Source organism: Pseudomonas sp. rhizo66 (assembly GCF_031931925.1).
GTDB lineage: Bacteria > Pseudomonadota > Gammaproteobacteria > Pseudomonadales > Pseudomonadaceae > Aquipseudomonas.
Genome location: NZ_JAUJWZ010000007.1, coordinates 140,797 through 152,629 on the forward strand (window position 1 = coordinate 140,797; position 11,833 = coordinate 152,629).

Sequence of the window (11,833 nt, forward strand, 5' to 3'; positions counted from 1 at the left end):
TCGGGAGTGTCTTGAAATGAAGCTGAAAACCGCTCTGCCGTCTGTGCTTCTCTTGCTTCCACTCACAGCGTTCGCCGCGCCGGCCAGTCAATCCGGTGAGATCCGCTTCAGCGGGCAAATCGTTGATTCGGGTTGTCAGGTCGGACCGGTCGGGGCGTTTGTTGCTCGTGATTCTCGTCAGATCGAAATCACGCCCGGCGTGAAAGTCGATGTCGACACCGATCGCAATGCTTGCAGTCATCAGGCGCTGCCGATTTCCATGCGCTACGAAGCGCTGAAGACCTCGAACGACAAAGGCATTGTCATCATCAGTTATCTGTAAACCGTTCGGCGTGCGCTGCAAATCTTCAGGTGCCGAGCCATGGCGCACAGGTATACTGCGCGCCTTCGCGGCTCACTGATCGGGCCCGACTTTTTGCTTTCCGGAGCTTTTATGACTTCCCCGACCCTGCCGCCGGTTGACGACGCCGTGAGCGATGTCTCGGCTGAACTGGCCGATACCAGCGAAACCAAAGCCGAAATCCCGGCATTCAAGTTCCCCTTCAAACCGGGCGAACTGGCCGCTGCCAAAGGCTCGAACCAGCCTTGGTACAAGAACGGCGCCAAGAACGGCCACACCAAGACCCCGGGCATGGCGCCGCCGGGCACCCGTCGTTCGATGGGCAAGCGCTGAGTTTTATTCCCGCCAGCTCCCACAGGGTTCTGTGTCGTACACAAATTATGTGAATGCCCGAGATACCTGTTGGAGCTGGCTTGCCAGCGATGAGGCCAGTTCGATCTTGCAAAACCCCGATCAAGCCGCCCGAAGCGAGATAAACGCATAGGTCTGCGCCGGCTCAGTCACCACCTGTGCCCCCGCCGCCAACACCTGCCCGGCCACATCATCGCCCGACAGATGAAACACCCACTCACTCGGCGCCATCGTCAACGGTTGGGCCGTTACCTGATCAATCACCGCCGCAAACGCATCCATGTTCGGCAAATACGCAGTAAAGCCGTCACCCTTCAGCGCTGTGGTGCGAATCCCCAGCGTCGCGCAGATCGCGTCCTTGATGCCGATGTCATCGCGATCGGCCTGGCGCGAACGTTGAATCAATTCAATCAGCTCCTGATCGACCAACTCGCCCCCGGCAATCAGCACCGGCCCCTGTTGCCAGGACTCCGGCGGGCAATCCTTGGCGGCAGGGTTGAGCGGGATATGCGGATTGATTTCCGCCGGATAAATGCGGCACACCAACGGCCGTCGCTCGTAGATCCGGCACAGGTTTTCTTCGTCAAGATTCCGGCAGCGGCCGACGTTGTAAGCGGCGAAGGTGATTGCTACATGGGCGTCTGTCGTGCCGCTGCGAACGTGCGTTGAGCGACGTTCGGCATGTTCCCGCTGCTGCGCCGGCAAACCCAGGCCATTACCGAGAAAAGCCTCCACCAGCACGATCACCTGACCGCCATCCGCCGCCCACATGCGGGCTTCGGCCAGGGTCAGCGGGACATGGTGGTCGGTGCAGCATTTGCCGCAGCCTACGCAGGAAAACGTCGTATTCATTGAGCGATCTGTCTTCAATCAGGGTGTGAAACGGTGGCGGAAAACCACCGCACAGGCGCGGATCGAAGCAAGTTATGCGCCACTCACTGGGCTTTGGCGGTCGGACGGATCGAGTCCCACTCGGTGACGAAGGCGGTTTTCGATTGTTTGTTGTACAGGCAAAGCTCGGTGCCTTGCTGGCCTTTCATGTGTTTTTGCGGGTATTGGCCTTGCAGCAGGACGGCGGTATAGCCGACGCGGTCATCGAATTGTGCGGGCGTGCCGACCGGTTTGGCGCTTTTCAGACCGCTGGCCTTGGTGCAACTGGCGAGTACGGTTTTGTCGTAAGCGGCCCAGGCGTCGGGGCTCGAGGCTTGGACCTGGGAGGCGAGGGCGGTGAGGCAGAGCAGGCTTAAGGTGATGGCTTTCATGATGGGCGTCCTTGGGCGTGGGTGGCCAAGGTTGGAGTATGCCTAAAGAGTTTTGTTGCCTGGGACACGATTAAAAGATCGCAGCCTTCGGCAGCTCCTACATGGATATGCGGTTCCCTGTAGGAGCTGCCGAAGGCTGCGATCTTTTGACTTTAATCAGTCCGGCACCAGCTCGCGGCGGACCACGTACATCCCGGCACTTTCATACAACCGCTGCGCCCGCCGGTTGTCTTCCAGCACCTTCAGATCAACAAACCCTTCGCGGCGTTGCTGAAACACCTTGAATGCATTGAGCAACAACGCCCGGCCCAATCCGCGCCCCTGCATGCGCGGATGCACCACCAGATTCTTGATATAGGCGCTGGTCCAGCACTGCGCCACACCGACCACGCCTTCGGCATCGCGGGCAATTAAACACAGGCTCGGATCGTATTCAGGATCGCTTTCGAACTGCCGCTGCCAAACGTCCAGCGCCGGCACTCGGCCACCACCTTCGCGGTAGCCGAGTTGCATCAAGTCATGCGCGTCCGCCGCCAGTTCGACGGAGTACGTGCACAGTTCAATGCCTTGCGGCACCAGCGCCTGCGGCGCGTCCCTGGTCAGATCGCGCCGCATCAGAAAACAATACGTCTCGGCCAAGACTCAGTGCCCGTGGGCGGCGACGTGTTTGGCCGCTTCGATCAGGCAGTGGGTCAGTTCCGGCGAGGAGAACTTGGTCAGCACGCCGTTCGCCCCGGCCAGCCGCGCTTTCTCGCTGTTCATCGCGCTGTCGAGCGAGGTGTGCAGCAGCACGTACAAATGGGCGAAGTCCGGGGTCTCGCGCAGGGTGCGGGTGAAGGCGTAGCCGTCCATCTCGGACATTTCGATATCGGAGACGATCAGGTTGATCTGCTGCGCGGTGCCTTGCAGGTCGAGCAGGCAGTCGATGGCTTCCTTGGCGCTGCGTGCGGTGTGGCATTGCAGGCCGAGATTGCGCAGGGTGTGCACCGATTGCTGCAGCGCCACCTGGCTGTCATCGACCACCAGAATGCGCGCATTGCCGAGCACTTCGGCGTCTTCCATTGTCAGGTCGGTCGGGGCCATTTCGATCTGCGCCGGGGCGATGCTGTGGATAACCTTTTCGATATCCAGTACCTGCACCAGCGTGCCGTCCACCGAGGTCACGCCGGTGATGTAGGCGCGCGAGCCGCCGGAGCCGAACGGCGGCGGTTTGATGTCGGTGGTCAGGCAGTGGACGATTTTACTCACCGCCTGCACGTGCAGACCCTGCTTCGAGCGGCTGACGTCGGTGACGATCAGGCAGCCGCCGTTCGGGTCTTCCAGCGGGCGCTCGCCGATGGCGCGGCTGAGGTCGATCACCGACAGGGAAGCACCGCGCAACGTGGCGATGCCTTTCACGTGCGGGTGCGACTCCGGCAGTTTGGTCAGCGGCGGGCAGGGGATGATTTCACTGACTTTCAGCAGGTTGATCGCCATCAGCTTGCCGCTGCGCAAGGTAAACAGCAGAAGCGAAAGTGAATCTGCGCGGGCTTTGGTGGAGGACATATGAACCTTCTGTGGAAAGGTGGTGGGCGAGGGTGGGAATCGCCAGAAACTATTGATGCCGGGTTATCGGCGTCAAAAGGTTGGGCTTTAGGTTAGTTGTCGGGTTGTGTTTCGATCTAAAGCCAAAGCCCCTCACCCCAGCCCTCTCCCGGAGGGAGAGGGGGCCGATTGGGGAATATTGTAGTAATTCACCGACCTGAACCTGCTCTGCCGAATCCATAATCGACTCGATATTTCAGGTCGGCGTATGGCGAAAGACGCCTCGGTCAGTCCCCTCTCCCTCTGGGAGAGGGCTAGGGTGAGGGTGTGCTTTTAGCTCTTCATCCCCAACCGCTTGGCCATCCGCCCAAGATTCGCCCGATCCAGCCCCAGCTCCCGCGCCGCACTCGCCCAGTTATCCTGATTACGCTCCAGCGCCGCACTGATCAAACGCCGCTGATACTGCTCGGTCGCACTGCGCAAATCCCCGCTGATCAGCGGCATCTCGGTCACCGCACCAACAACAGCCTCAACCGAGTTATCCACAACCTCACGCGGCAGATCCAGATCTGCCGCACTCAAACTGAGGATCTTCGGCCGCACCTGGCAGTTGCCCAGCGCCTTCAACGCACTGCGCCCGATCAAGTGTTCCAGTTCACGCACATTGCCCGGCCAAGTGTAGGCGAGCAGCGCTTCCTGGGCGTCGCTGCTCAGGCGCAGGCTGTTCAGGCCCATGCGCGAGCGATTCTGTTCAAGGAAAAAACCGCTGAGCAACAACACATCGCGGCCGCGATCACGCAGCGCCGGCACGCGTAGCGGGTACACGCTCAGGCGATGGTAAAAGTCGGCGCGATAGCGACCGCTGCGCACTTCTTCGGCCAGGTCACGGTTGGTCGCGGCAATCAGGCGCACATCGACCTGATGCTCCTTGTCCGAACCCAATCGCTGCAACTGGCCGCTCTGCAAAACGCGCAGCAGTTTCGCCTGCACGGTCAGCGACAGTTCGCCGACTTCATCGAGAAACAGCGTGCCGCCATTGGCCAGTTCGAACTTGCCGCGACGGTCGCTGGTGGCGCCGGTGAAGGCGCCGCGCACGTGGCCGAACAGTTCGCTTTCGACCAGTGTGTCGGGCAGGGCGGCGCAGTTGAGGCTGATGATCGGTTGGTCGGCGCGCGCTGAAGCGGCGTGAATCGCCTGGGCGACCAGCTCTTTGCCGACCCCGGTTTCGCCGGTGATCAATACGGTCAGATCGCTGCCGCCGACCAGATTGATTTCCTCCACCAGTTTTTTCAGCGCCTTGCTCTGGCCGATCATTTCGCGGTTCTGCTGACCGCTGGCCTGGCGATAAACCTCGGCGCGCTGGTGCTCGTCTTCAGCGCGATTGGCTAAACGCTGGATGCGTTCGGCGGCGTTGACCGTGGCCGAGGCGAGGCTGGCGAAGGCTTGCAGGGCGTCGAGTTCGATCGGTTCGAAACGCTCGGGGTCGAGGGCGTCGAGGGTGATCAGGCCCCAGAGTTTTTCATCGACAAATAATGGGCAGCCGAGGCAATCGTGGACTTCGAGGTGTTCGTCGAGTCCGTCGACGAGACCGTCATAAGGATCGGGCAAGTCGCTGTCGGCGGCGAAGCGCGTGGGGCCGGTTCCGCTGAGGAGAATTTCGAAGCGCGGGTGCTCGCTGACCTTGAAGCGCCGACCGAGGGTGTCCGTACTTAAACCGTCCACGGCCAGCGGCACCAGCGCTTCGCCGTCGAGGCGCAACAATGCGGCGGCATCGCACGGCAGTAGCGCGCGCATGGCTTCGAGCAAGCGCCGATAACGCTCGCCCTCGGGCAGTTCGCGGGACAGGTCGGACACTAGAGGCAGCAGCGCGGTGAGCAGGGATTTTGCGGTCATGGTTTTGTAGTCAAAGAGACAAGATGTAGTCGGGATGACTATAAGGCTCTTTGAGTCTTTATGACTACGTAAACCTCAAATCATTGATTTATATGAATAAATTAGTTGGCACGAATACTGATAACCCAAAGGTAACTTTTCCAAGAAGCTCAGGAGTCACCTTATGCTTAGCGTTCAGGATCGTGCCATCGTCAAATCCACCGTGCCTCTGCTGGAAAGCGGCGGTGAAGCGCTGATCACCCACTTCTATCGCATGATGCTCTCCGAATACCCGGAAGTCCGGCCGCTGTTTAACCAGGCCCACCAGGCCAGCGGTGACCAGCCACGCGCCTTGGCCAATGGCGTGCTGATGTATGCGCGGCACATTGATCAACTCGATCAGTTGGGCGATCTGGTGGCGAAGATCATCAATAAGCACGTCGCCCTGCAGATCCTTCCGGAGCACTACCCGATTGTCGGCGCCTGCCTGCTGCGTGCGATTTCTGAAGTGCTTGGCGAAGAGATCGCCACACCGGAAGTGATGAGCGCGTGGGGTGCGGCTTATGGGCAATTGGCAGACATTCTGATCGGCGCCGAAACCGCGATTTACGACCAGAAAGAACACGCCGTCGGCGGCTGGCGCGGGGCGCGTGAGTTCATCGTCGCGGCCAGGGTCGATGAGAGCGCGGAAATTGTCTCCTTCTACTTCGAACCAGCAGACAAAGGCCCGATTCTCGCGGCCGAACCGGGTCAGTACATTGGCATGAAGCTGATCCTTGATGGCGAGGAAATCCGCCGCAACTACTCGCTGTCGGCACTGGCGAACAACGGTCAGTACCGCATCAGCGTCAAACGCGAACCGGGTGGCCGAGCGTCCAACCACTTGCACGATCAACTGCAGGTCGGCGCCAGCATTCAGCTGTTCCCGCCATCGGGTGAGTTCACGCTGACCGCAAGTGACAAGCCGTTGGTGCTGATCAGTGGCGGGGTGGGTATCACGCCGACACTGGCGATGCTTGAAGCGGCGCTGGAAACCGAGCGTCCGGTGCACTTTATCCACTGCGCGCGCAATGGCCGCGTGCACGCGTTCCGCGACTGGATTGATGAGCTGGCGGCGCGTCATCCGCAACTCAAGCGTTTTTACTGCTATGCCGAAGATGACGGCGTGAGCCCGGCGGCGGACAAGGTCGGGATGCTGGATCAGGCGCTGCTGGGCGAGTGGTTGCCGGCTCAGCGTGATGTCGACGCTTACTTCCTTGGGCCGAAGGGATTCATGGGGGCGATCAAGCGCCATCTGAAAGCCTTGGGTGTGCCTGAGAAGCAGAGCCGTTATGAGTTCTTCGGGCCGGCTGCGGCTTTGGAATAATTCAGAACCGGGTTGCCTTCATTCGCGAGCAGGCTCGCTCCCACAGGATTTGTGTACAACGCAGATCCAATGTGGGAGCGAGCCTGCTCGCGAAGGCCGTTACGCGGTCTCGATTCTTAAAAAGTGTTTAAAGGTTAATCGTTTCTTAACCGGTTTATCGTTTATTCCCCGATGCTGATGATAGGCGCTCGTTCGTTTACATGATCAGGATCGCCCCCATGTCGCATTTCATCTTCGCCCGTCGTTTCAGCTTTGCAGCCATCGGTCTTTCGGTCGCGTGGCTGGCCAGCCCGTTTGCTGCTGCCGAATCTGCCTTGATCAAACCGCAGACGCTGATCGTCGATCAGAGCCTGCCCAAGGCGCAGGTAGAAGCCATGACCCTGGCCGCGCGGCGTTATGGCAGTTTCTGGAATTCCGGTGAAGAGGCGTTGGCCGTAGCGGCGTTGTCGCCGCAGTTTGTCGACCAGACGCCGCCCGAAGGTCGGGTGCAGGGGCCGACCGGGCCGTTGCTGGCGTCGAAGTTCTTTCGCACGGCTGTTCCGGACTTGAGTTGCGACATCGAGCAAATGATCATCGCCGGTGATCGCGTGGTGGTGCATCTGCACTTTCGCGGGCACTTCAGCGGTACGTTCAAGGCTCTCAAAGGGCAGGGCCAGCGTGTAGACTTCCGGGCAACCGATATCTATCAGATCGACAACGGTCGCATCGCGGCCAATTGGCATATCGAAGACAACATCAGCTTGATGGCGCAACTGCAGGCGCAGCCGCCATCCAGCTGAACCATGGACATATAAGGGAAACGCGATGAGCGAGGAAACGATTCGACTGGGACGTGAGCGGCGCTTTCTGGTGTTGCTGGGCATCATCTGCCTGGCACTGATCGGTGGTGCGCTGTACATGCAGATCGTGCTCGGCGAGGCGCCGTGCCCACTGTGCATTTTGCAGCGCTACGCGTTGCTGCTGATCGCGCTGTTCGCGTTCATCGGCGCAGCCATGCGCACGCGCCGCAGCATCACCGCGTTCGAAGTGCTGGTGGTGATCTGCGCGATTGCCGGGGCCGGTGTGGCCGGGCATCACGTGTACACCCAGTTCTACCCGGCGGTGAGCTGCGGCATCGATGTGCTGCAGCCGATTGTCGATGACCTGCCGCTGGCGAAGATCTTCCCGCTGGGCTTCCAGGTCGACGGTTTCTGCTCGACGCCGTACCCGCCGATCCTCGGTCTGTCGTTGGCACAATGGGCATTGCTGGCGTTCGTGCTGGTGGTGATTCTGGTCCCGCTGCTGACCTCGCGTAACCGAAAAGCACTGCGCTGAGTCAACTAATCGGCTGTCTGGCCGATACAGAAAACGCCTCGATTTGCGTATCAGTATGTCGGGGCGTTTTGCATTTCGAGGTGTTTGTGAAAACACCGTGACGGGTGGCAAGGAAGGGTGTGGCAAGTGTGCGACATGTTGTCACACGCGCCGTGTCGCAGGCCGCTTCGATGACGCGGAATTGGTCGTTGTTACAAAAAAGGATTGGTCAGTTTCAGGGTTTTTTGGCTTTAGCACGCGAGTGCCAGAGCAGGCAGTTTTAACAAGCGCTGGCAGATGGCCAAAAGCCTTGGGTTATCGGGCTTTGCGCTGTTCCAGCGTTCGGAAAAGGCCTTCGGAGCTGTCTGAACTGACGCGGGTACACCCACAATTTTTGGTGTTTTTGTTGAGAATCTATTTCGATAACATGTGGAACTTTTGCAAAAATGGTGATGCATTGTTGCTCGAACGGATAAAAATTATTTCGGGATAAGACATGGTGTATAGGGCGCTACCTATCTACAATCGCCCGCACTGAATTCCCGGCACTGTTCAGCCTTTATTAAGGAGGCGAGCAGGAAGTCGGGTGTCGAGTGAGTCGAAAGGCTTTCAAGACACCCAGGTGTCGGTGCCTTCCAACTTTCCGCACCAAATGGAATTGGTCTGTAACAAGGCCTTTGACCACGAATTCGAATAAGAACTGACCGCTGTCCCAGGTTTTGTCGAGCGTCTGACGCGCGACGGGCGGCCCTTATTCAATCCAAAGAAAATGCCAACCCTTGGCAGGGTGAAGTGTTGGCGATCAAAACCCAACTGCATTGCGCAAGCTGCTTTAGAGGTCGTGAGATGAGTAAAAACAGGTACCCCAGATTACTAGGCCTAGTGCCGCTGCTCGGCACGTTGTTGCTGGGAGGCTGCAACATGACCTTGCTCAATCCAACGGGCCAGGTTGGCCTGGAACAGCGAAACCTGATCATCACCGCGACCCTGCTGATGCTGTTGGTCGTCGTGCCGGTTATCGTCATGACCTTCCTGTTCGCCTGGAAGTACCGCGCGTCGAACAAGAACGCCGTCTACACCCCGAAATGGTCGCACTCGACCAAGATCGAAGTGGCAGTCTGGACCATCCCGGTCCTGATCATCATTGCCCTGGGTTACATCACCTACATTTCGACCCACGAACTGGACCCGTATCGTCCGATTCAATCCGACGTCAAGCCAGTGACCATCGAAGTGGTCGCGCTGGACTGGAAGTGGCTGTTCATCTACCCGGAACAAGGCATCGCCACGGTCAACAAGATCGTGTTCCCGGCGCACACGCCCATCAACTTCAAGATCACCTCTGACGCTGTGATGAACTCGTTCTTCATCCCGGGTCTGGGCGGCCAGATCTACGCGATGGCGGGCATGCAGACCAAGCTGCACCTGATCGCTGACCGCAACGCTGAAATGGACGGTATCTCCGCCAACTACAGCGGCGCGGGTTTCACCGGTATGAAATTCAAGGCTATCTCCACCACTCAGGAAGATTTCGACGCCTGGGTAAGTGAAGTCAAGAAGTCACCTAAACAGCTTGATCAAGCTGAATACGCGGCCCTTGCCAAACCGAGCCAGAACAACCCAGTCGAGCTCTACTCCTCGGTCACGCCGAACCAGTTCCAGATCATCGTCGACAAGTACGAAGGTATGAAGCCGGGCAAGCCGCTGAAGCACGAGAAGAAAGAGAAAGAAGTGGCGGCCACGGAAATTGACTCGAGTTCGCATTCAGCTGCCGGGGCAGAGGAGTAAACGATGTTTGGTAAATTAAGTTGGGAAGCAGTCCCATTCCACGAGCCGATCGTGATGGTGACCATCGCCATGATCGCCCTCGGTGGTCTGGCGCTGTTCGCTGCAATCACCTACTTCAAGAAGTGGACCTACTTGTGGACCGAGTGGCTGACTTCGGTCGACCACAAGAAAATCGGCGTGATGTACATCATCGTCGCCATGGTCATGCTGCTGCGCGGTTTTGCCGACGCCATCATGATGCGTACCCAGTTGGCCATGGCCACCGAGGGTTCGCCTGGCTACCTGCCACCTGAACACTATGACCAGATCTTCACCGCTCACGGTGTGATCATGATCATCTTCATGGCGATGCCATTCTTCACCGGCCTGATGAACCTTGCAGTGCCGCTGCAGATCGGCGCGCGTGACGTTGCGTTCCCGTTCCTGAACTCCCTGAGCTTCTGGCTGCTGGTGTCCGGCGTAGTGCTGATCAACCTGTCCCTTGGTGTCGGCGAATTCGCCAAGACCGGTTGGGTTGCCTATCCACCGCTGTCAGGTCTGCAATACAGCCCTGGCGTGGGCATGGACTACTACATCTGGGCGCTACAGCTATCCGGGTTAGGTACGACGTTAACGGGGGTTAACTTCCTCGCGACCGTACTGAAAATGCGTACCCCTGGCATGAAACTGATGGACATGCCGATCTTCACCTGGACCTGCACCTGGGCAAACGTTCTGATCGTGGCTTCGTTCCCGATCCTGACCGCTACCCTGGCACTGCTGACCCTTGACCGTTACATGGATTTCCACATTTTCACCAATGAACTTGGTGGCAATCCAATGATGTACGTCAACCTGTTCTGGGCGTGGGGCCACCCTGAGGTTTACATCCTGATCCTGCCGGCCTTCGGCATCTTCTCGGAAGTGATCTCGGCGTTCACCGGCAAGAAACTGTTCGGCCACCACTCGATGATCTACGCCTCGGGCGCGATCTCGGTACTGGGCTTCATGGTTTGGCTGCACCACTTCTTCACCATGGGTTCGGGTGCCAGCGTCAACGCCTTCTTCGGTCTGGCGACGATGCTGATTTCCATCCCGACGGGTGTGAAGCTGTTCAACTGGCTGTTCACCATCTACCAGGGCCGTCTGCGCTTCACCAGCCAGGTTCTGTGGACCCTGGGCTTCATGGTGACCTTCGCCATCGGCGGCATGACCGGCGTACTGCTGGCCATCCCGGGTGCTGACTTCGTGCTGCACAACAGCCTGTTCGTGATCGCGCACTTCCACAACGTGATCATCGGCGGTGCGGTATTCGGTTACATCGCTGGTTTCGCGTTCTACTTCCCGAAAGCGTTCGGCTTCAAGCTGCACGAAGGCTGGGGTAAAGCAGCGTTCTGGTTCTGGATCTCGGGCTTCTTCGTCGCGTTCATGCCGCTCTATGCACTGGGCTTCATGGGCATGACCCGTCGTCTGAACGCCACCACCAACCCTGAGTGGGTACCGTACCTGTACGTTGCCATGTTCGGTGCGGTGATGATCGCTGTCGGTATCGCCTGCCAACTGATCCAGCTGTACGTCAGTGTGCGCGACCGCAACAAGCCAGAGAACGTTTGCGATCACGGTGACCCGTGGAATGCACACACCCTGGAATGGTCGACCTCGTCGCCACCTCCGTTCTACAACTTTGCTGTGCTGCCTAAGGCTGACTGCATCGACCCGTTCACCGAAGCCAAGGAAAACGGTACTGCGTACCAGCGTCCGGCCAAGTACGAGCCGATCCACATGCCGAACAACACCGCCACTGGCGTGGTGATGGGCGCACTGTTGACCGTCTTCGGTTTCGCGATGATCTGGCACATCTGGTGGTTGGCGATCGCCAGCCTGGCCGGCACCGTCATCTACTTCGTGATCCACGCTGCACGTGACGACCAGGGCTATATGGTTCCGGTTGAAACGATCGAGCGTATCGAAGCCGAGCAGCACAAGCGTCTGGTTGCGGCAGGGAAAATCCCGGCCGGTGCCACCCGTGTTGAAACCTCGTTGGAACAGGCTTAAACC

At 58.8% G+C, this 11,833-nt stretch carries 12 protein-coding genes; 7 read left to right on the top strand and 5 right to left on the bottom strand.

Going from position 1 to position 11,833, the window contains the following annotated elements; all coding sequences use genetic code 11:
• Nucleotides 1-16 precede the first annotated feature (16 nt).
• Both QZR14_RS10830 and QZR14_RS10835 read left to right on the top strand, forming a co-directional pair.
• Entirely contained in the window at nucleotides 17-322 is a 306-nt protein-coding gene (locus QZR14_RS10830; RefSeq protein ID WP_250606248.1) for a class I SAM-dependent methyltransferase, read from the top strand.
• Between the two features lie 111 nt (nucleotides 323-433).
• Nucleotides 434-673 carry a hypothetical protein gene (locus QZR14_RS10835; protein WP_250606249.1) on the top strand — a complete coding sequence of 80 codons (240 nt, stop codon included), beginning with the start codon at nucleotides 434-436 and terminating at the stop codon, nucleotides 671-673.
• Nucleotides 674-793: 120 nt separating this feature from the next.
• On the opposite strand, the gene QZR14_RS10840 is transcribed toward QZR14_RS10835, so the two are convergent.
• From QZR14_RS10840 to norR, 5 genes are all read right to left on the bottom strand, one after another.
• A complete protein-coding gene (locus QZR14_RS10840; protein ID WP_311996527.1) occupies nucleotides 794-1,543 on the bottom strand; it encodes a YkgJ family cysteine cluster protein in 750 nt (249 codons plus the stop codon).
• 83 nt (nucleotides 1,544-1,626) lie between these two features.
• Complete coding sequence (locus QZR14_RS10845; protein ID WP_250606251.1) at nucleotides 1,627-1,953, bottom strand: hypothetical protein; 327 nt, start codon at nucleotides 1,951-1,953, stop codon at nucleotides 1,627-1,629.
• A gap of 156 nt (nucleotides 1,954-2,109) precedes the next feature.
• Nucleotides 2,110-2,568, bottom strand: a complete 459-nt coding sequence (locus QZR14_RS10850) for a GNAT family N-acetyltransferase (protein WP_311996528.1) — start codon at nucleotides 2,566-2,568, stop codon at nucleotides 2,110-2,112.
• Between the two features lie 27 nt (nucleotides 2,569-2,595).
• Entirely contained in the window at nucleotides 2,596-3,498 is a 903-nt protein-coding gene (locus QZR14_RS10855) for a chemotaxis protein CheV (protein WP_008084803.1), read from the bottom strand.
• A gap of 312 nt (nucleotides 3,499-3,810) precedes the next feature.
• Complete coding sequence (gene norR, locus QZR14_RS10860; RefSeq protein WP_311996529.1) at nucleotides 3,811-5,370, bottom strand: nitric oxide reductase transcriptional regulator NorR; 1,560 nt, start codon at nucleotides 5,368-5,370, stop codon at nucleotides 3,811-3,813.
• Nucleotides 5,371-5,533: 163 nt separating this feature from the next.
• Between norR and hmpA the strand changes: the two genes are divergently transcribed.
• The 5 genes from hmpA to cyoB all read left to right on the top strand — a co-directional run bounded on the left by hmpA (nucleotide 5,534) and on the right by cyoB (nucleotide 11,830).
• Nucleotides 5,534-6,715: an NO-inducible flavohemoprotein gene (hmpA, locus tag QZR14_RS10865; protein ID WP_311996530.1), complete on the top strand. Its 1,182-nt coding sequence runs from the start codon at nucleotides 5,534-5,536 to the stop codon at nucleotides 6,713-6,715.
• 218 nt (nucleotides 6,716-6,933) lie between these two features.
• Complete coding sequence (locus tag QZR14_RS10870) at nucleotides 6,934-7,494, top strand: ester cyclase (RefSeq protein WP_250606255.1); 561 nt, start codon at nucleotides 6,934-6,936, stop codon at nucleotides 7,492-7,494.
• Nucleotides 7,495-7,519: 25 nt separating this feature from the next.
• Nucleotides 7,520-8,029 (top strand): disulfide bond formation protein B, encoded by a 510-nt coding sequence (locus QZR14_RS10875; RefSeq protein ID WP_311996531.1) that lies wholly within the window; start codon nucleotides 7,520-7,522, stop codon nucleotides 8,027-8,029.
• A gap of 825 nt (nucleotides 8,030-8,854) precedes the next feature.
• A complete protein-coding gene (gene cyoA, locus QZR14_RS10880) occupies nucleotides 8,855-9,796 on the top strand; it encodes a ubiquinol oxidase subunit II (RefSeq protein WP_007916947.1) in 942 nt (313 codons plus the stop codon).
• 3 nt (nucleotides 9,797-9,799) lie between these two features.
• Nucleotides 9,800-11,830, top strand: a complete 2,031-nt coding sequence (gene cyoB / locus QZR14_RS10885) for a cytochrome o ubiquinol oxidase subunit I (protein ID WP_007916945.1) — start codon at nucleotides 9,800-9,802, stop codon at nucleotides 11,828-11,830.
• Nucleotides 11,831-11,833: the final 3 nt, after the last annotated feature.

Coding starts and splice junctions, on each gene's coding strand:
- cyoA (WP_007916947.1), top strand. CDS start 8,855: ATGAGTAAAAACAGGTACCCCAGATTACTAGGCCTAGTGCCGCTGCTC.
- QZR14_RS10840 (WP_311996527.1), bottom strand. CDS start 1,543: ATGAATACGACGTTTTCCTGCGTAGGCTGCGGCAAATGCTGCACCGAC.
- cyoB (WP_007916945.1), top strand. CDS start 9,800: ATGTTTGGTAAATTAAGTTGGGAAGCAGTCCCATTCCACGAGCCGATC.
- QZR14_RS10870 (WP_250606255.1), top strand. CDS start 6,934: ATGTCGCATTTCATCTTCGCCCGTCGTTTCAGCTTTGCAGCCATCGGT.
- hmpA (WP_311996530.1), top strand. CDS start 5,534: ATGCTTAGCGTTCAGGATCGTGCCATCGTCAAATCCACCGTGCCTCTG.
- QZR14_RS10855 (WP_008084803.1), bottom strand. CDS start 3,498: ATGTCCTCCACCAAAGCCCGCGCAGATTCACTTTCGCTTCTGCTGTTT.
- norR (WP_311996529.1), bottom strand. CDS start 5,370: ATGACCGCAAAATCCCTGCTCACCGCGCTGCTGCCTCTAGTGTCCGAC.
- QZR14_RS10875 (WP_311996531.1), top strand. CDS start 7,520: ATGAGCGAGGAAACGATTCGACTGGGACGTGAGCGGCGCTTTCTGGTG.
- QZR14_RS10850 (WP_311996528.1), bottom strand. CDS start 2,568: ATGCGGCGCGATCTGACCAGGGACGCGCCGCAGGCGCTGGTGCCGCAA.
- QZR14_RS10830 (WP_250606248.1), top strand. CDS start 17: ATGAAGCTGAAAACCGCTCTGCCGTCTGTGCTTCTCTTGCTTCCACTC.
- QZR14_RS10835 (WP_250606249.1), top strand. CDS start 434: ATGACTTCCCCGACCCTGCCGCCGGTTGACGACGCCGTGAGCGATGTC.
- QZR14_RS10845 (WP_250606251.1), bottom strand. CDS start 1,953: ATGAAAGCCATCACCTTAAGCCTGCTCTGCCTCACCGCCCTCGCCTCC.